At 40.4% G+C, this 20,857-nt stretch carries 13 protein-coding genes; 10 read left to right on the forward strand and 3 right to left on the reverse strand.

Going from position 1 to position 20,857, the window contains the following annotated elements:
- Positions 1-8 precede the first annotated feature (8 nt).
- The 7 genes from PP2015_RS05600 to PP2015_RS05630 are packed head-to-tail and all read left to right on the forward strand — an operon-like array spanning position 9 to position 10,802.
- Entirely contained in the window at positions 9-908 is a 900-nt protein-coding gene (locus PP2015_RS05600; protein WP_058029335.1) for an isochorismatase, read from the forward strand.
- Positions 905-5,230 (forward strand): non-ribosomal peptide synthetase, encoded by a 4,326-nt coding sequence (locus PP2015_RS05605; protein ID WP_058029336.1) that lies wholly within the window; start codon positions 905-907, stop codon positions 5,228-5,230. Before PP2015_RS05600 ends, PP2015_RS05605 begins: the two co-directional genes overlap by 4 nt.
- Positions 5,227-6,048 carry a siderophore-interacting protein gene (locus PP2015_RS05610; RefSeq protein WP_058029337.1) on the forward strand — a complete coding sequence of 274 codons (822 nt, stop codon included), beginning with the start codon at positions 5,227-5,229 and terminating at the stop codon, positions 6,046-6,048. The genes PP2015_RS05605 and PP2015_RS05610 overlap by 4 nt, the downstream gene beginning before the upstream one ends.
- Positions 6,049-6,822 carry a 2,3-dihydro-2,3-dihydroxybenzoate dehydrogenase gene (gene dhbA / locus PP2015_RS05615; RefSeq protein ID WP_058029338.1) on the forward strand — a complete coding sequence of 258 codons (774 nt, stop codon included), beginning with the start codon at positions 6,049-6,051 and terminating at the stop codon, positions 6,820-6,822.
- Between the two features lie 13 nt (positions 6,823-6,835).
- Complete coding sequence (locus tag PP2015_RS05620) at positions 6,836-8,089, forward strand: aminotransferase class III-fold pyridoxal phosphate-dependent enzyme (RefSeq protein ID WP_058029339.1); 1,254 nt, start codon at positions 6,836-6,838, stop codon at positions 8,087-8,089.
- Entirely contained in the window at positions 8,089-9,621 is a 1,533-nt protein-coding gene (locus PP2015_RS05625) for an amidohydrolase family protein (RefSeq protein ID WP_058029340.1), read from the forward strand. The genes PP2015_RS05620 and PP2015_RS05625 overlap by 1 nt, the downstream gene beginning before the upstream one ends.
- Positions 9,618-10,802 (forward strand): MFS transporter, encoded by a 1,185-nt coding sequence (locus PP2015_RS05630; RefSeq protein ID WP_058029341.1) that lies wholly within the window; start codon positions 9,618-9,620, stop codon positions 10,800-10,802. Before PP2015_RS05625 ends, PP2015_RS05630 begins: the two co-directional genes overlap by 4 nt.
- A gap of 102 nt (positions 10,803-10,904) precedes the next feature.
- Here PP2015_RS05630 and PP2015_RS05635 read toward each other — a convergent pair whose 3' ends face one another.
- Positions 10,905-12,131, reverse strand: a complete 1,227-nt coding sequence (locus tag PP2015_RS05635) for an isochorismate synthase (protein WP_058029342.1) — start codon at positions 12,129-12,131, stop codon at positions 10,905-10,907.
- Positions 12,132-12,346: 215 nt separating this feature from the next.
- On the reverse strand, positions 12,347-14,407 hold the full coding sequence (locus PP2015_RS05640; RefSeq protein WP_058029343.1) for a winged helix-turn-helix domain-containing protein: 2,061 nt from the start codon (positions 14,405-14,407) through the stop codon (positions 12,347-12,349).
- Between the two features lie 136 nt (positions 14,408-14,543).
- On the opposite strand from PP2015_RS05640, the gene PP2015_RS05645 reads away from it, so the two are divergent.
- Positions 14,544-15,701, forward strand: coding sequence for an alpha/beta hydrolase-fold protein (locus PP2015_RS05645; protein WP_058029344.1), 1,158 nt, complete (start codon positions 14,544-14,546; stop codon positions 15,699-15,701).
- A 165-nt stretch (positions 15,702-15,866) separates the two neighbouring features.
- Positions 15,867-18,035 carry a M3 family metallopeptidase gene (locus tag PP2015_RS05650; RefSeq protein WP_058029345.1) on the forward strand — a complete coding sequence of 723 codons (2,169 nt, stop codon included), beginning with the start codon at positions 15,867-15,869 and terminating at the stop codon, positions 18,033-18,035.
- Positions 18,036-18,102: 67 nt separating this feature from the next.
- Here the strand turns inward: PP2015_RS05650 and gdhA are convergent, their stop codons facing one another.
- The gene (gene gdhA / locus PP2015_RS05655; protein ID WP_058029346.1) at positions 18,103-19,446 is read right to left on the reverse strand and encodes an NADP-specific glutamate dehydrogenase; all 1,344 of its coding nucleotides are present in this window, start codon (positions 19,444-19,446) and stop codon (positions 18,103-18,105) included.
- Between the two features lie 268 nt (positions 19,447-19,714).
- On the opposite strand from gdhA, the gene PP2015_RS05660 reads away from it, so the two are divergent.
- Positions 19,715-20,845: an efflux RND transporter periplasmic adaptor subunit gene (locus tag PP2015_RS05660; protein WP_058029347.1), complete on the forward strand. Its 1,131-nt coding sequence runs from the start codon at positions 19,715-19,717 to the stop codon at positions 20,843-20,845.
- The last annotated feature ends 12 nt before the right edge of the window (positions 20,846-20,857 follow it).

The raw sequence follows: 20,857 nt of genomic DNA on the forward strand, positions 1-20,857 counted from the left end.
TAGAAATTATGGCGATCCCTCGCATTCAATCATATGCGTTACCTCAATGCTGCTCAGAAAATAAGACAAATTGGCAAGTTGATCCTGATAAGGCTGTCCTATTAGTTCATGATATGCAGTCTTACTTTGTTAATTTTTACGATGTTGAAGGTGAACTCGTAAAGAAACTAGTTAAGCATATAGATGCACTGATATCGGCTGCTCGTGCAGCTAACATTCCGGTTATTTATACAGCTCAACCTGCTGATCAAAAGCCTGAGGACAGAGCATTGCTTACTGACTTTTGGGGCAGTGGGTTAACAAATCGAGACACCAGTATTCTTTCAACGATTGCGCCAAAAGATGGTGACAAGGTGTATACCAAGTGGCGTTATAGTGCGTTCAAAAGAAGCAGTTTGCTGGATGACATGAAAGCACAAGGAAGAGATCAGCTGTTGATTTGTGGGATTTACGCACATATCGGAATTTTATCGACCGCATTAGATGCTTTCATGTATGACATAAAAGCATTTGTGGTTGCAGATGCAATCGCTGACTTTAGCCTCGAAGAACACCTACAGGCTATAGGGTATATTTCTTCACGGTGCGGTCAAGTTGCACTTTTAGAAGACTTAAAAGCAAGCTTAAGCGTTGATCATGAAAATCGAAACAATAAAAGAGGCTTAGTATCAATACCATCTCTACAGTGTGCGGTTGCAGAGATTTTAAATATAGAGGTAGATGAGGTCGATCCTGAAGAAAATTTATTATACCTAGGTTTAGACTCTATAAGAGTAATGACTTTATTAGAGAAATGGCGCGCTCAAGGTATCAATATAACTTTAGAGCAGCTCTCTGAAGGTGCTTCAATTCGCGATTGGCATGAAATCATGCAAACTAGATCTCAGTTAGAGGCTGTGATTGCATGATAAAAAAGTCTTTAACTGCAGCGCAATTAGGTATTTGGCTTGGCCAAGCTAAACACGCTGGTAGTGTTCGGTACAATACCGCCGAGTATATTGAATTAAATACAGCTGTGAACGCTGAATTATTTCTGCTGGCAGCTGCTAGAGTTTTACAAGAAACATCATCGTTAAACGTTAGCTTCGAGCAAAACCAAGGTTTACCAGTTCAAAGCATGTTGAATGCGGTTGAACGAACGGCTAAACATGGAGATTACCTAGACCTATCAAACCAAAGTGAGCCAATGATTGCTGCAGAGCAATTTTTAGCTCAGTGGCAAATGCAGCCTTATGATTTAAGTAAGGGAGATTTGTACCGTCACATCTTGATCCGTATTAATAGTAATAAGTTTTTGTGGGCTTTGGGAGCGCATCATATCGCGCTGGATGGGTTTAGTTTTTCATTAATAACTAATCGTGTGTTAAATGCTTATGAAGGGAATGAGGTTGTCTCTGACATAGCGCAATATGAGGCTTTAATAGATGAAGACATAAAATATAAAAATAGCAATGCTTACCAAAAGGATGAGAATTACTGGATTGAAGAACTCAGCTTTTTTGGCAATGCAGTCACTTTGACGCAACAACCGCTTAACGGTAATGCGGAAAAGCTAAAAGTAACTGCATTTATAGATAAGTCGCAACTGACGAGCTTAGACACGCTCGCAAAAGAAAAAAACAGTAATTGGTCAGAACTACTTTTTACAGCTGTTAGTTACCTAACTTATCAACAAACAGGCGTCGAAAAAACCATCATTGGTATGCCTGTTGCCAATCGCATTGCTTCTAAAGCTGCCAATACACCTTGTATGCACATGAATATAGTACCAATTAAGGTGTTGTTTAGTGAGTGTGTTGATTTTGCTGAGTTACTCGTCCAAGTAAGTAAAAGGCTCCAAAAGGCAAGGCGACATTTTCGCTTTAGATATGAAAATCTAAGAGCTAAAAGCAATGAGGGTCTTATCCCTAAACGTCTTTTTGGTCCTGTTGTTAACATTTTACCTTTTGAGCGTAATGCAACGTGTGAAGGGAGTCGAGTTGTTAATCATCCATTATCTGCTGGGCCGGTTGAAGATATTGCTTTCATTTTTATTATGCAGAGTAATGGTAGTGTCCGTTTTGAAATAGAAGCAAATCAGAGCGGTTATAGCTGTGAAGATTTGATTGGGTTGCAAAAAGCATTCATAACACTTTTAGATGACTTTACATCGCAACTATCACAGCCTTTAAGAGTAACGAGATCAGATTTTGCTTTATGTTCGGCTCAAAAAGCGCCAGATGAGAGCAATGTTTTAGAAAGCTTATTTGCAAAAGCGAAAGCTTCACCTTCAAAAATTGCATTGCAGAGTATAGAAGGGGAAAGTTTAAGTTACGAACAACTCGTTGAAAAAGTTTCGCATCTGGCAAGTAAATTAGTTCAGATAACGACGCGCTCCGATAGTTGTATTTTGTTGGCCTTACCCCGTAGTCAGAATACCATAATTGCAATGTGGGCAGTCCTATTAGCTGAATGTCGCTTTGTCTTTATCGATATTGATGCACCTTTAAGTCGAAACCGAATGATTATTGAAGACGCCTCTCCAGAATTGGTTTTGGTTGATGCTTCAAGTGCACATTTGACGATTTTTGATGAATTAAATATAACAAAACTAAGTGTTGATTCAGCTTTAATTGAAGTAAGAGAAGGTGACATACACTTGCCAACTAAACTGGCAGATTCTAAACAGGCATATTTGATTTATACATCAGGATCTACGGGTAAGCCAAAAGGTGTACAAATAAGCCAAGGAGCACTCTCAGGTTTTGTAAATGGTGCTAAAACTGCTTATGGCATTAGTCAGGATGATCGCGTATTGCAGTTTGCACCATTTCATTTTGATACTTGTATCGAAGAAGTCTTTGTTACTCAAACTTTGGGTGCGACATTAATATTGCGAAATGATGAAATGCTGAATTCATTCGAGTGTTTCATTAGTGAAGTCGAAAGGTTGCAAATAACAGTCTTGGACTTACCTACTGCTTATTGGCATGAGCTTTGTCACTTTGTTTGTGAGACTAAAACGACCATGCCAGCTTCAGTACATACCATCATCATTGGTGGCGAAGCAGTTAACAGACAACGTGTTGAGTCTTGGTGCCAGCTATTTTCTAACTCAATTAGATTGCTAAATACGTATGGTCCAACAGAGGCCACTGTAGTTGCTACTTTCACCGATTTAAGTACCAATACAAATACCAGCCTTATTGGGTATCCTTTACCGGGTCGTGAGACATTAGTGGTCAGGGAACCGAGACAACTGGCAAAATTTGGAGAGCGAGGCGAGCTTTGGTTATCAGGCGCAGGCTTAGCCAGTGGATATTTGGGCTTAGAAAAACAAAACGAAGCGGCATTTGTAAAATTTTGGCATCCAATAAAGCAACAATATATCGATGCATATCGCACAGGTGATGTTGTTCGAATGTTACCTGACGGGCAATTAGAATATATTGGTAGAGCTGACTCTCAATTAAAAATTAGTGGTTATCGAATAGAAATAGGAGAGATAGAAGCTGTGTTGCTTGGCTTGAAAGGGATCCAAGAAGCTGCAGTGACCATTATTAAGGACCTCACTGGAAAGCCAAAAGGGCTTTGCGCTCATATTGTAAGTGAATACGAATGGAATTTAGCTACTTTACGTGAGGCGTTGGCTTTATCTCTACCAAGTGCAATGCTCCCAGGGCAGTATCATAATCATTCATCATTGCCTAAAACACCTGCAAATAAAGTCGACCGTAAACAACTCGAAGGTTTCCAAAGTTACGAAATACTTAATGGCTCTCTTACTGAATTAGAACAAAGCATTGCAGCAGTTTGGCAAGAAGTTTTAGGCATTGAAGTACAAAATGCTGAGGACAACTTTTTTAATATTGGGGGGCAATCACTCCAATGTATTCAAGTTGCAGCTCGGCTGAGCCAGCTATTTAATAAGCAGGTTAGTGTTGCTTTCTTATTTGCACACCCAACTTTAAAAGAGTTGAGTTTCGCATTAGAGGGTAATACTGAAGATCAACAGCAGGGCTCAAATAGTGTCGCTGTTCAACTAGACAAAGACTTATTAGAGTTCAAAGAAGCGCTGCAATCAGTTACGCCTATTAAGATGAGTTCACGATCTGTTAATACGGTTTTATTAACGGGAGCTACAGGCTTTGTTGGTGCGCAAATATTAAAGAGCTTATTACTTCAACCTGGTTTGAAAATAGTATGTGCTGTGAGAGCAAACGATATTACGCACGCAAAAGCTAGGCTCCAAAGTGCATTCCAGGCACAGAAAATAGGCTCGATTGACTTTTCTAGGGTAGAGTTTCTACTTACCGATATCGCTAAACCACTTTTAGGCCTTGATGAGCAAGCTTACAATTTACTTGGTCATCAAGTAACTCAAGTGTTACATAACGCCGCACACACGTCTGTTCTGCGAGATTACAAAAGTTTAAAAACAGCCAATGTAACGACGACATCGCAGCTATTGATGTTTGCAAAGAAATTTTCAGCTTCTTTTAATCAGGTATCAACTATTGCGGTAGCACCGACTGATGGTGCGCCCCTTGCTGAAGAGTTTGTTGCGCGACATTCAGGGTTAAATGACGGTTATCAACAATCAAAGTGGTTGTCTGAAGCGATGGTTGAGACGGCAATTCAACAAGGTATTACTTCAAAAATATATAGATTGGCACGTGTGACAGGGTCGCTACGAACTGGCTATATTAACCAAAACGATTTGGTATGGCGCATTCTTAGGACTGGTTTGAAACATCTTAAATTGCCCCAACTAGCAGTTTTTGAACCCTGGACCCCGGTTGATAAGGTCGCCAAATTTGTGGCAGATCAAACACTACATGGTACGCAAAATAGCGTGTTCAATGTCACCCCTGATACTTTGGTCTCTCTATCACAATTATATTCGTGGTTACAGGAATATGGTTTTGCATTCGAACTTGTCCCTCTGGATGATTGGTTAAAAACCATTGAGCAATCGAGCGATGAAGATGATTTAGCCATAGCGAGTTTTTTCAGAGCTCAAAGCCAAAAGTCTCATGAACCAATGAAGCTTGAAGCATTTAATCAGAACTTTAAATCGGCAAGTCGTTCGAGCGAGACTCGGTTAGAGTCTCTCACTAAAAGTGATTTAGCCATTTATCTTGATTATGCGTTTGACAGCGGATTAATCAATGTGACGTCTCACTTAGTTGCTTTCCAAAATATAAAAAAATTAATTGCATTTCTAAAACTTGAAAAGGAATTGTCATGACTCAGCGACAGCCTATTAAACCAAGTGGCCCTCGACGCGTTTATTGCGTGGCAAAACGCTATATTACACAAAACCTTTTACGTATAACTGTCTCTGGTGAGGAGTTATTGGGTTTTCCTGATGGCTATCATGGGGCACATATTAAGCTCTTTTTTGCTAATCGTGAAAGCGGCACTTTAGAGCTACCAGTGCGAGACAAAACGGGCAAAATCAAATGGCCTGACAATAAACCGATCACACGTGCATATACGGTAAGAGCGTACCGTTCTCACAGTAATGAATTGGATATTGACTTTGTAGTACATGGAGAGAGTAGCCCAGCATCGGGTTGGGCTGTTAATGCCAAAGTTGGTTCAGAGATTGGTGTTGCAGGTCCAGGTGGTCCTGATCCCCTTCTTGCAAAAGCTGATTGGCACATCTTAGCTGGTGATTTGACCGCAGTTCCCGCGATAAGTGCTTTAGTTGAAGGATTCGAGTCTCATGTTACTGCGAAAGTATTTATAGAGTTAGACAGTTTAGAAGATAAGCATTTTATCTCAGCCCCGAGTGGGGTTGAAATTCACTGGTTTGAGCGCAAGAAAGGCGATTCTACTCAGCTGGCAAAAGCAATAGCGAATACAGCGATCCCAAATAATGCAACATCGATGAGTGCTTTTATTGCTGGTGAAAACAGTGCTGTGCTTGCCTGTAGAAAGCAGTTGATTCAGGATTTTGGGCTGAGCAAAAAACAACTCTATGCCATTCCTTATTGGCGACGTGGGCAAGATGAGGAGACTTATCATGAACAGCGTCACGTTATTATGGATGAGGTTTACTAAATGCCTTCACCTAATGAGTTTTACGGAAAAGTAGTTTTAGTCACAGGCGCACATCAAGGAATAGGAAAGGCTGTGGTTGAACTACTGGTTGCTCGTGAAGCGATTGTTGTTGCTGCAGATATTGCTTTTAGCTCGTCCGAGCTTGTTGAGCAAACTGCCAATCTATTTCAAATACATTTAGACGTGTCTAGTCAAGAAAATGTAAACGATGTAGTTGGGGTGGTTGAGGATAAACTGGGCCATATTGAGTATTTAGCCAGTGTCGCTGGTATTTTGCATATGGGCTCAATCTTAGAGCAGGGCAATACTGAATGGCAGAACACGTTTGCTGTGAATTGCCATGGACCATTTTATCTGTGCCAAGCAGTTGCAAAAAGAATGCAACAGTGCCGCCGAGGTTCAATTGTTGCTGTTGGCAGCAATGCGGCACAAACGCCGAGGATAAACATGGGAAGCTATTGTGCTTCAAAGGCCGCATTAACTGCATTAATTAAAAATCTAGCATTAGAGCTTGCGCCATATAATGTTCGTTGCAATTTAGTCGCCCCTGGGTCGACAGACACCCAGATGCAACAACAACTCTGGCGCGATAAAAACGGCGCTGCGAAAACCATCGCAGGCGATCTAGAACAATTCAAACTAGGCATACCTCTTGGTCGCATTGCGACACCTATTGATATTGCCAATACCATTTTATTTTTACTCAGTGATCAAGCTAAGCACATTACCATGTCCAATTTATTGGTAGATGGTGGTGCAACGCTGGGACATTAATTTCGAGGATACTATGAATAATCAGCCACTTTCTTTTACCCAATCACAAAAATTGCAATCGCAGGGCGAGCAAGTTATTGCCGGTTTTACCCAGTCTATGATGAAAAAGCCAGAGCAGTTTTCACCTGGAGCTTTTCCTGTTTATTTAGCTGGGGGTGAAGGAGCAGTAGTGACAGATGTAGATGGCAATCAATATATTGACTTCATTTGTGGTCTTGCTGCAAATACTTTAGGTCACAACCACCCTGTTGTTACAAAGGCTATTTTAGACAATTTAAGCAATGGATTAATTCATTCACTCCCCACGCCTGTCGAAGTAAAAACAGCCCAAACTTTAGTTGACGTGATCCCAGGGGCTGAGATGGTTCGTTTCTTCAAAACGGGTGCAGACGCAAACTCAGCAGCTGTTAGATTGGCTCGTCACGTTACAGGTCGAGATGAAATAATGACAGTGGGTTATAACGGTTGGCATGACCAATACATGTTTGATACTCCTGGGGTACCTTCTGCCATTGCATCACTTACGCATAGAATGCCGCTTTTCACTCCTGCAGATGAGCCTAAAATAATTGAAAAAATTGCAAACAGAAAAGACCAGCTAGCAGTCGTTTTATTATCAGTGCCTTACAATCGGGTTCTAGAAAAAGCCTTTTTGCAAGAGCTCAGAGAGACCTGTTCTGAACATGGGGTTGTGCTAGTTTTTGATGAAGTTGTAACTGGGTTTAGACTTGCACCTGGAGGGGCTCAAGAATATTTCGGGGTGAATGCTGATTTAGTCACTTTATCTAAAGGGATTGCTGCTGGTATGCCACTATCAGCTGTAGCTGGTTGCTCTAAATTAATGTCACGTATTAATGAACTTCAAGTGTCGACCACTTTTGGCGGTGAAATGCTGTCACTAGAAGTGTGTGATGCCGTTATAAAAGAATATAAACGTACAGACTTCACTTCATATATTGCTAAATTAGGCAGTATTTTAAAATCGGAAGTTAATCAGATCTCTGAGCAATTGGGAACCCCACTTCGTGTTGTAGGCTATGACGCTATCCCTATGTTTTTATTCGCTAAGAACCCAGAAGAGCACGTAAAATTTGCAATCCCATTTTTAGCACAAATGGCAAAGCGTGGCATTTTAATGCGCAGAGAGGTCAACTTCATTTCTGGTGCACATACAATGGAGCAGATTAATGACACGATTACTGCAGTGAAAGCATCGCTAATAGAAATGCAGTCAGAAGGCGTATTTGATATTAAGGAAAATACGTAATGGCATGTTCATGTTTATCGACGCAGCGTTTTGCTGCGCTTGCCAAAGCTATGAGTGAGCAGCCTTTTGGCAGTAATCAAGTGAGCGAACTCAATAGTCTAAAAGCGGTATGTAAGAAACCGCATGACGAAAATCTGAAGACGCTAATTGATAATGTTTTTATTTATACAGCAGACTTAAACAATACAGTGATCTCAGACGGTTGGGTTTTAATTCATGGCAAGCAGATAGTTGCTTTAGGAAAACAAGGAGAACAACCGACAGATTTTGATAAGAAAGTAGATGGCGGTGGTAAGTTGATGTTACCGGGGTTAGTTAATCCCCATTGGCATGAAAGTTTTGTTGCGCCAAACTTTGAATCGCCTGATGACTGTAACTTAGAGCCTACCGCTTATTCGAATGGCGGCAATATTGCAGCATTAGGCTCGATGTTTGGTTTTATCTCAACAGTAGGCGATAAGTTAACGCTTGATGAAGGACTAGCAATTGCAAGATGGAGTATGTGGACTCAGCTTCGATCTGGGACTACTGCTTTGGGAGACCTAGGCTCAGCTAATAAAGCTGACTCAATGGCATTAGCAGCCATTGATTTGGGAATGCGATTGCGAGTAAGTCGTTGGGGTTCTGATGTGATGTTAGAAGCTGATAAAGCTTCGCCAACGATTATTGCAGACACTCAATTGCAAACTGAGGATTGGCTTTCACTTATCGAAACCTGGGATAACCATAGTTCAGGTTTAATTGGTGCGATGCCTTCTGTTATGGGCGCTTTTGGTAGTTCTGATAAGCAACTGGAAGCTTTAGCGAGTATCACTCAACAATACAAAGTACCTTATGCAACGCACTTAGCGCCTCTAAAGAATGAACGACGAGAGGTTGAACGAGTATTCGGCCTTTCACCTATTGCTCGTTTTGATGCTATGGGATTACTGACAGATAAACTGCTCGCAGTTCATACAGCATATGCCAGTGAAAGCGAATACCAAAGGCTTATCGAAACTGGCGTTAATATCTGTCACTCACCGGCCCATTATGGGATGCTTGGAGAGTCGACAGTCAGTGAGACCGGACAAATCGGCAGATTCTTAAAAGAGGGGGTTTGGGTCTCAAGCAGTACAGATGGAGACATTTCCTTTATAGGTGGTATGTGCGAAGCAATGAGAGGTGCTCATCTAGGCCACAATGAAGCACAAAACTGTAATACAGCTTGCCCGCCAACATTAGCACTAAAAACTGCAACCTTGTTTGGTTCTAAAGCTCTGGGGTGGGAGGATAAAATCGGTTCTATCGAAGTTGGTAAACAAGCCGACTTTGTACTGATCAATAATGATGATTACCGTTATAAGTTATCCGGACATCCACTTAGAACGTTTATCGTAACGGGGTCGAGTAAAGATGTAGACTCAGTTATGGTTGCTGGTGATTTTGTTGTTAAAGATGGTCGAAGTACTCGCTTTAATGAAGATGAGCTATATCAAGATTATCAAAAAGCTGTTGCAAGTGCCCGTAAACGCATAGGGGGACCTGGATGAGTCATTCAAGATTAACGACTTGTTTTTTGTTACTTGCAAGCACTATGACAGTGCTTGCAAGTGCAACCTTAGCACCCGCATTACCAGCAATGACAGCGACTTTTTCACACATAGATAATGCTGCATTTTGGGCGCAAATGACGCTTGCGCTACCGGGATTAATTATTGCTGTGTGTGCACCATTAGTCGGCGCTTTAGTCGATAAATTTAATAGTCAAAAACTACTGGTTAATGGCTTAGCGCTTTTTTTAGTTAGCGGAGTATTAGGCTATATATGGCAATACTCTATTTGGCTTATTTTATTTAGTAGAGCTTTGATGGGGGTGGCCGTAGCGTTAATTATGGTCTCTGGTACCACTCTCGCAGGTAGATACTTTGAAGGTCCTCGATTTTCTAATTATATGGGTCTTCAAGCTGCCTTTGGCGGTTTTGGTGGCGTACTATTTCTTTCTGTGGCTGGTTTTCTAGCTGAGCAGCATTGGTCATGGGTATTTGCCATCTATTCACTCTCCTTGTTGGTCTTACCTGGTGTTTTATTATGGGTTAAAGCACCAGAAGTTAAACAGTACCGGGGTGAAACTGCAAGTGGCGCTCAAGGCTGGATGAATAAAACCTTTATACTCTGCTGTACTTTGGCGTTAGTAGAAATAATCGTGCTTTATGGACTGACATTACACTTGCCATTTTACTTAACGGAACTTGGTCATTCAGCAAGTACAATAGGGCTAGTCATTGCAGCTTTCTTGCTCGCTATGGCATGTGTTTCAGTAAGTTATGGGAAAGTTAGAAGTCTACTTAGTACTAAACAAACTCATGTGTTTGGTTGGATTATTGTTGCTCTTGGATTCACTTTACTTAGCTTTGTTAATGGGTTGACTAACATAACAGTTTCGGGTTTGGTGATTGGCGTTGGGCTTGGATTAGTCAGACCGAATTTGGTTGTGTGGTTGTTCGAATTTGTGCCTCCTATGATGCGTGGTAAAGCCATGGGCATTATGACGACCTGTTACTTTTCAGGGCAATTTATCAGTCCTTTAGTATTTGAGCCTGCAATTTTAGCACTTGGCTTTGAAGTTTTTTGTCTTGTTTTAGCAGCCCTTATCGCGTTGGTAATATGCTTAGCCATTATTGCAAACTTCAAATTTACAAAGTCATTACCTTCACGTTTGGTTGATAATTAAACATTCAAGTTTTGAATAACTAAGTGTTCAGAGTACTGGTTGATATTGTTAGGAAAGTTGATAGAAATGCCCAATTTGATTGGGCATTTTTTTATTTAGGACTTAGGCAATTTCTAATTCTAAAGCGTTTGTCTCAGTGAGTTCGCGATAGCGCTCTGCGGCTTCAAGCGCATTCAGCATTGTTGACATTTTTGCCTCTGTTTCAAGCCATTCAGCTGTAGGATCTGAAGCTGCAACAATGCCTGCACCTGCAAATAGTCTTGCGTGATTTGTATCCAATTCACCACAACGTATTACGACAACCCATTCTCCATTGCCATGTCTATCACACCAACCAATGATCCCTGAAAAATAGTCTCTATCTTCGCCTTCTAACTCTTTAATTAGAGGGTAAGCAGATGGAGTAGGTTTGCCGCAAAGTGCGGGGGTAGGATGTAACTGATTAGCAAGTGACAGAATATGTGTATTCGGATTAATAAGTTGGCCTTCAATAATAGTTGATAAATGCCACATTGTTGCGGTACTTAATAGTGAAGGTGTACTTGGTATAGTCAGTTGCTGGCACCAAGGGTTTAATACTTGAGACATTTCATCTAAAACCACAGCATGCTCATAACGGTCCTTCTGTGAGGCCAACAATGCTTGTTTGCGTTTATATTCAATCTCAAGATCTTCAACACGTTTTGTTGACCCAGCTAAGGGATTACTTATTATTGAGTGATCTTGTTTTTTCAGAAGCAGCTCAGGGCTAACACCGACTAATGTTTTCCCTTGCTCAGTGGGAAAAGAAAAATGAAAACCACTGCTGCTTTGAGATAATAGGTTTGCTATTACATGAGTTTGATTTATGTCTTGATCAAAAAACAAGTCTGTTTGTTTGGCTAGTACTATTTTGTCTAATTTTCTTTCTGAGAAATAGCGTTTGGCTTTGAGAATTGCACTTTCATAATGCGCCTGATCTTGTCGATGAGATACTTTGTTGAGGTTCGCTTGTTTGTTTTTAGTTAATTGACTTCTTAACTTTAAACGATGTGTGAAAGTTGCTTTATCATACTTATTTATCTGATCTGTAACTATAAACTGAGCTTGTTGAGATTTGCAAAATGGCAATACACCAAAAGCGACAGCATCTTGCTGATCAGTGTCATTGATTGCGCTTGTTATATTTTCGACTAATTCTCGATGATTACTTATATCTGTCTTTAATCTCAATAAAGTTTTTCGTGTTACAAAGCAGTTTTCACCTGCTGCGAATAATGCATTTTGTGAAGGGTCAAATGATTCTATAAATGCATCAATTTGATTCACAGATGTTTGTTCGGTCAACATTACGAGTCCTTTTTAGCGAGTATTTAACGTACTTTGTTGACGAAATTGAGAGCCAAATATTTAGTAATATTACGAAGCTATGAAAAATAGGGGGAATGTAAGAATCAAGATAAGCACTCAAGAATTTTTAGTAATGCAAGGCTGTGGTTGAATGAAAGGTGCAACAGTGAAACAAAAGAGCTTGGACTGATAATATTGGAAAAAGTGTGATTGTTTTAGTTTTGGTAATTATCACTTTTGACTATATCAGCATCTTGGTTTCGCCAATGAGAGTAAAAGTAAACAAGATTATCCTTGGTTGGTTCAAAAAAAGCACTCGAGATAAACTGTACATTTGTCGGAAGTACAGTTGACTCTTGAACTTCTAAATTGGTTTTTAGAATAAACAAGTTGCTTTCATTCGCATTTCGAACATGAGCTAATATTAGACCTTTAACTGAAAATGCATGCACTATCTCTCCTTGTTCAGGTTGCCATGTTTTAAGTTTTGCCAAATTTTCAATCGTATCGTTTTGCCAAATTATTTGCTGGTCTTCATCTTTATAGAGCACAGTGCCTTGCAGGGTAAAAGGCCAAACCTTTTTCGTCTCTAATTTAATAATGGCGGCAGTGTTAAGCTGTTTTGTTGTGGCAATCAACTGGTTTGGGTTAGTTTGCCAATAATCAATCCGAATAATATGTTCATCAGACTCTATACGTGTAAGCTTTTTAAGAGCTAAATCATATAAATACACTAGCCCACCAACAGCAAAGGCAAACTCATTATCTTGACTAGACCAAATAGCTCTAGAAATGAAGTCATGTTGGTGTGGGTTGTCAAAAATAGTCGAAATTCCTTCATTGCTTTTAACAAAAAGCATTGGCCGACCGTGTTTATGTGAAACAAATGCAAGGTGTTCACCTGAGAGAGAAACACTTGCTTGGTAGTCTTCGTATTTACTATTCACGTGAGTGAGAGTTGCATTATTCGATGATATATCTATGTCTTGTTGGAAAGTAGTACCAAATATACTGTTTTCAGTAACTTGAATTTGAGAAAGTGGAGATGAGCTTCCGAAATCAAAAGGATCAAGTTTTATTTCGCTATGTGGGTTGGTTTTATTTAGCAAATGAGCACTTATTGAATGTACACCCGCCTTTAACGTATCTGACAATATCAGCTGGTTACGATGATTATCCCAAGCAACATGATAAATCGATGCTAAATCGCTTTTGATGATTTTGAGGTTTGCTGTCTCTAAATCATATTTAATAAGCTGCTGTATGCTATGACTTTTAGTCGCTGTGAAATAGAGCGCATTGTTTGCAAATGCAAAGTCTTGCACATAAGTGTCTTCAGGAAGCACTGATAAAATCTTAAATTGTGTTGTTTTCTCTTCAAATACGATCAATACACTTCTTGGATTCGCCAGCTGTGTGTCAGTTGCGAGCATATATAAGCTATTTTCCGTGCCTGTTTGTAGCGTGCGGAAACTAGTAATATGAGAGGGGACCTTAATGATACGCTCAGACATAACTTGATTGTCAGCTAAAGTCAGTAACTTTAAATGATGATTGCCCGAGCTAGGCTCATTCTTAGTTAACGCTACCGTGCTGTTATTTAACCAAGCAAAGAGAAATGCCTCATTTTGTGTTGTAAGCAAATACTCACCCTCTTTTTCTGGCGCCTTTAAAACTAACTCATAACGTGACTCTGTTTCACGTAAGAACAAGAGTTGTTGCGCATTTAATGAAAGTGTTGGCATAGATTCATTATAGGAAGTATGTGTTACAGCAACAGGCTTATTGAGCTTACGAACATTTGAATTGGTATTAGAGAGAAAGAAAACACTAAAACTGGCGATAAGTAATAGGCTGAGCGCAATTATCCAAAGGGGTTTTGGTAGAACATAGAAGGGCGCTTTTAAGGCCGTATTTTCAGTCTGCTTTTTTAGTTTGTTTGCTTTATCTGACTTAAGGTGCTGAACAAATGCGGGCTGAACTTCTAAGCTATAGCCACGTTTAGCATGGGTATGAATAAATTCAGCTGCTTTGGAGTCATCTTTTAATGCTTTACGAAGTAGGGTAATTAAACGCTGTAATGAGCTAGGTGAAAAAATACGATTTTGCCAAACGGCTTCAAATAGTACTTCTTGGCTTAGCACTTTATTGGGCTGCTGAGCAAAAACACATAGCAAAGTCATGGCTTTGGGCTCTATTAATAGACATTCATCGCCATGAAAAATTTGATTTCTGCTTGGGTCGATGAAGATTTGGTTTAAATAAAATGCGTCCATTTATGCTTTTAAGTTATTGAAAAATAATAATAGAAAAAACCTAAGCGATTCTTAAGAGAAACATAGTTTAATTAACATGTTCTTCAATTTCTTAATCATTACATTAGCCAATTCAAATTAATGATAAGGAGTCGCCATGCTAAGCGTAAAAAAGTGGCAAATGTTAAAAACCCTCTTGGTAATTGTGTTTTTATTTATTACACAAAATATTCAAGCTTCACCATCACCAAGCATTACTAAAATAAAGTCAAAAGTCTATGGCGTGAAACGAGAAATTCTGGTTTCTTTGCCCGCTAACTATCAGCAAGATAAAGACAAAATCTATCCTGTTATTTACTTAACTGACGCAAATATGCAGATGCCCCATGCTGCACCTATGATCCATTACCTAGCTGGTGGAATATCAGAGTTGATTGTTGTGGGTATTCAGACCTTTGACCGTCACAATGAGCTAAGCCCGTATCATCAAGATGGCACTGTATTTAGTAAAACAGAAGGTGCTGAAAAGCTGTTGGCTTTTATCGAGACTGAAGTGAAGCCCCTGATAAATCAAACCTATCGAACTGCACCTTTTGAGATATTGAGTGGCCACTCTCTCGGTGGGTTGTTTACTATGTTTACTTTTGCACGCCACCCCGAGAAATTTGATGCGTACTTTGCATTGTCACCAACCTTAGCTTGGGCTGATGGCAAGCTTTTAGATGAGATTGAGCAGAGCCTAGAAGGGATGGCAAATAATAGAATACTTGTGGTCTACAGTGAAAAAGAAACCCCGTTTGTAAAACAGTATGCTGCTTTTGAAAAATTCTTAGCATTATTGAAAACAAAAGCTCCTAGCTCTATTGATATAAATGCTCGATTTATTTCAGGTGAAGATCATATGACGATTGCACACCTTGGGTTATACCATGCGCTTAGGTATACATTTCGAGGTTGGTGGCTGTCTAGCAATACTATGGTGGGAGCGCCTGAAAGATTTGATGCGCATTATGCGCGTTTATCTAAAAGATTAGGCTACTCTATTCGTCCTGAGTTTAACGAGTTATGGGGGTTAACTGCTTATTTGATCAGGGAGCAGCACTATGCAGAAGCGCATTATCTGATAAAAAAATGGCAAGGTTATTACCCCAACCGTTCAGCACCATTTTATGAATTGGCTCAATTGTATCTCGCCCAAGATAAGCCGGTTGAGGCAAACCGCAGCATTTTGCAGGCAATTGAAAATGCAAAGCCTAATTCTAGGCAGCAGCGAAGAAACCAAGACTTACAGGCCAAAATCAGAGCAAAATTATAGCTGGGTAAGGCAATTAGTCACATACTGACTGCAAATATGATAAATATGCTGTAGGTCAAATTATGCAGCATATTTACATTTAGATACTATTCTCATCGCATTTATTATTGCACTGATTGGTTTGCCTCGTAACATAGACGGGTTAACAAACTGAGAACATCTAAAATGAAACTAAAAATCTCTCTATTAAGTGCAGCGGTTGTTGTTGCACTGAGTGCATGTAGCAGTACGCAAAGCACATCACAACAAGTTGAACCCGTAGTACAAAAAGTTGAAAAACAGTACGACAATATTTTATTGCAAAAGTACGCAGGGCCGTATGACGGCGTACCACAGTTCGACAAAGTCACGATTGCGGATTTAGAGCCAGCATTGGATATTGCAATTGCTGAAAACCTTGCAGAAATTGATGCGATTGCAAATAACCCTGAGAAACCAACTTTTCAAAACACCATAGTGGCACTTGAAGCGTCAGGTGAAGCACTGGACCGTTTATTCCCATACTATGGCATTTGGGCAAACAATAACTCAAGCCCTGCATTTCGTGAGTTACAAGGTAAACTAGTGCCTAAGTTTTCTGCGATGAGCTCTAAAATCACGCAAAACAAAGCCTTATTTGAACGTATTCAAGCGGTTTATAATAGCGATGAGTTTAAAAACTTGACGGCTGAAGAGCAGCGTATTACTTGGATGCGTTACAACGGTTTTGCACGTAACGGTGCAACACTTTCGGGTGACAAAGCAAAGCGTTATGCTGAAATTAACTTAGAGCTATCAGGCTTACACTCTAAGTTTGGTAACAACGTTTTGGCTGATGAAGAAAACTATGTCGTTTATCTTACAAAAGATCAGCTAGCTGGCTTACCTAAGTCATACATCTCTGCAGCAGCGGCAGCAGCAAAAGCGCGTGGTCAAGAAGGCAAATATGCCGTAACGAATACGCGTTCATCAATGGACCCATTCTTAAAGTATTCTGAAGAACGTGAACTACGTGAGCAGGTTTGGAATAACTATTATAACCGTGGGAATAATGCGGGCGAAAACAATAACCGTGACGTGATCAGCCAAATCTTAAAGCTACGCCATGAACGCATTCAGCTACTAGGCTACGAAAACTATGCACAATGGCGTTTAGAAGACCGTATGGCAAAAGCGCCTGAAAATGCCATCGAACTGATGAATAAAGTATGGCCTGCTGCGATTGCACGCGTAAAAGAAGAAGTGGCAGACATGCAAGCGGTAGCAGATAAAGAAGGTGCGAATATCACTATCGCGCCTTGGGATTACCGTTTCTACGCAGAGAAAGTGCGTAAAGCGAAATACGACTTAGACTCAAATGAAGTGAAAGAATACCTTCAAGCAGACAAGCTAACTGAAGCCATGTTCTATGTGGCGGGTGAGTTATTTGATTTCACATTTACACCAGTACCAGAGGGCTCAGTACCGGTCTTCCATGAAGACGTGAAAGTATGGGAAGTGAAACGCAAGTCGAATGGCGAGCACGTTGGTTTATTCTACCTTGACCCGTTTGCTCGTAAAGGTAAGCGCTCTGGTGCATGGGCAACATCGTTCCGTTCACACACGACATTCCAAGGGAAGACAAACGTATTGAGCACCAATAACTCAAACTTTGTTAAAGCGCCAAACGGTGAAGCAACATTGGTTTCTTGGGATGATGCGAATACGTATTTCCATGAATTTGGTCATGCGTTACACGCGCTTTCTTCAAATGTGAAATACCCAAGCTCGAACGGCGGTGTGCGTGATTACACGGAGTTCCAATCTCAGTTATTAGAACGTTGGTTATCAACTGACGAAGTGATCAATAAGTACCTTGTTCATTACAAAACTGGCAAGCCAATGCCAAAAGAGTTAATCGAGAAGATCCAAAAGTCTTCGACGTTTAACCAAGGCTTCTCAACAACTGAGTACTTAGCCTCTGCGATCATGGATATGAAATTCCATATGACTGATCCTGAACTAATTGGCGATCCGGTTGAGTTTGAAAAAACTGAGCTTGCGAAATTAGGTATGCCATCTGAAATTGTAATGCGTCACCGTACAACGCATTTTGGTCACATCTTCTCTGGTGAAGGCTATTCAGCAGGTTATTATGGCTACCTATGGGCTGAAGTATTAACCTCAGATGCAGCTGAAGCATTTGCTAATGCGCCAGGTGGTTTCTACGACAAAGATTTAGGTGACCGCTTAGTTAAATACCTATTCTCAGTACGTAATGCAATGGATCCAGCTGAAGCTTATAACAAGTTCCGTGGTCGTGATGCCGAAGTAGGCGCGTTAATGCGTGACCGAGGCTTCCCAGTATCTGAGTAATTTTTAGCTGTTAGCTTTAAATAAAAGACATCAAGCCCAGCGATTGCTGGGCTTTTTCGTGTTAAAACTAGACCACACCATAAGCCAGCATGGCATCAGCCACTTTAATAAAGCCCGCGATATTTGCACCTTTGACATAATCAACGTGATCTTCATTTTCACCATGTTGCACGCATTTATCATGTATTTGCTTCATGATATTGTGCAGTTTCTCCTCAAGCTCCTCATGCGACCAAGACATACGAATGCTGTTTTGCGACATTTCTAAAGCTGATACAGCCACACCACCTGCGTTCGCAGCTTTGCCTGGTGCGTACAGAATTTTATTATCATGAAACACTTTGACGGCTTCTGGCGTACAAGGCATGTTGGCGCCTTCAGAAACGGCAATACATGCGTTATCAGCCAATTGTTTTGCGTCTTCCTCTGTTAACTCGTTCTGAGTAGCACAAGGAAAGGCAAGTTCTGCTTTAATATGCCATGGCTTTTTATTTTCGAAAAATTCGCAATCAAACTCATGGGTCAATACATCGAGTCGCTTGCGTTGCTGAATCTTAATGTCTTTAATTTTTTCAAGCTGTTCTTGCGTTAGACCATCTGGAATAAATAATGTGCCGCTTGAATCAGAAAGCGTGAGCACTTTGGCATCAAGATGTATTAGCTTCTCTGCACAATGAAGCGCAACATTACCTGAGCCTGATACTAAGCAAGTCTTGCTTTTTATGTCGTGTTGGTGGTGAGCGAGCATAGCTTGCATAAAATACGCGTTACCGTACCCAGTTGCCTCTGTACGAATGAGGCTGCCACCATACTCAATGGCTTTACCTGTGAGTACACTTTCGACTCTATGGGTGATGCGCTTGTACTGACCAAATAAATAGCTAATTTCTTTAGACCCAACGCCTATATCTCCAGCTGGAACGTCCATATTAGGGCCAATATGTTGATAAAGCTGGGTCATAAATGATTGGCAGAAGCGCATGATTTCTCTGTCAGATTTACCTTTAGGGTTAAAATCAGCGCCGCCTTTACCTGCGCCTATCGGTAAGGTCGTTAAGCTGTTTTTAAAGGTTTGTTCGAAACCCAGAAATTTCAACACACTTAAACTAACAGAAGGGTCAAACCTTAATCCGCCTTTGTATGGCCCGATGGCATTATTAAATTGCACTCTATACCCGCGATTGATGCGAATATTGCCCTCGTCATCCTCCCAAGTGACACGAAAAGACACGACTTTATCAGGCTCTGTCATTCTTTCTAAAATATGCGCTTGTTGGTACTGCTTATTTTGATTTATGAAAGGAATAACTGACTCTGCAACTTCTTTTACAGCTTGGTGAAACTCAGGTTCATGCGGGTTCCTTTTAATGAGTCCATCCATAAAGTGTTCTAGGGTTAAATCATCGTACATATGTTCACCTGTTAGGTTTGTGCGTTGTTCTAATAAATAGGCTATTTCGCTATGTTGAGCCTAGTCTAATTCATAGAAATTGTGATTTATTTTGTTTAATTTCCAACTGTTTAGTTCATATGGGTTTTCTGTTTATTTAGATCAGATGTTACTAATTGTTTCCAATTTACAAACGCTTACAAATTAACAAAGGCAGGATTATTTTTTATTTACCTTTTCGCTTATGATGTGAGCAAATAACATATGGCTAGTAAAATAAGAAGGGAATATGTCGTTGCTAAATTCATTTCAAAAATCACTTTTGGCATTATCAGTATTAGGCTTAGTGGCCTGCTCGGGTGAAGAAAGCACAGAAAAAGCAGATAGCAAAACAGAGCAAACTGCGAAAAAACAAGAAAAAGAAGAGTTTGCAATTCCTGTTGAAGTGACCTTTTCAAAAGTTGGTGATGTTGCTAAGTTCTATCAAACTACTGCTATTTTAGAAGCAGAGCAAGAAAGCAAAGTGGTTAACAAGGTAACGGGCATGCTTGAATCTGTGCATGCGCAAGAAGGTCAGCGTGTGAGTGCCGGGGACTTACTTGCACAAATTGACCCACGCAATTATGAACTAGATTTTGAACGCGCCAAGATTGATTACGAATCAGCAAAGTCAGAATATCGTCGTAGTCAGCCAGTTGACGGCAAACAACTCATTTCTGAAAAAGACTTAGATAAACTGCGTTTTAGAGTACAAACCACAGAAAACCAACTTGAAGTTGCCAGAATTAAACTTCGCGACAGTAAAGTTGTTTCGCCGATTGACGGTGTTATCGCTAAGCGTTCAGTCAAAGCCCACAATATGTTAAGTAATTCAGGCAATGAAATGTTCCATGTTGTGTCATTAGATTCACTCATCGGTGTAGTTTACTTGCCTGAGTCGGAGCTTAGTAAAGTAAAGCTTGGTCAAGTTGCAAAACTTCATTTTCCTGCAGAGCCAAACCTACAGCTAGAAGCAACTGTTTTGCGTATTGCGCCTTTAGTAGACAGCAAGTTAGGCACCTTTAAGGTGACGCTGACGATTGATAATCAAGAGAATACTTTAAAGCCGGGGATGTTTGCCCGAGTTGCTTTACTGCTTGATAGCAAGCAAGGCGTTACTTTGGTACCTGAAAACGCAATAATCAAAAAAGATGGTAAAGCAACCCTGTTCGTAGCACAGAATGACAGAGCTAAAAAACTTGAAGTGGAAACGGGTTACACCCAAGACGGCTGGGTAGAAGTCATCACACCTATTTCGAGTGAAGAGGGCGTTATCACTGTAGGTCAACATGGTCTTAAAGACGATGCTTTATTGAAAGTGTTAAACCACGACCAAAGTGCCATCGTGACTAATACTGAAGACAAATCTCAACAGCTTTAATCGCGCCAGAAG

Source organism: Pseudoalteromonas phenolica, from assembly GCF_001444405.1.
Lineage (GTDB): Bacteria > Pseudomonadota > Gammaproteobacteria > Enterobacterales > Alteromonadaceae > Pseudoalteromonas > Pseudoalteromonas phenolica.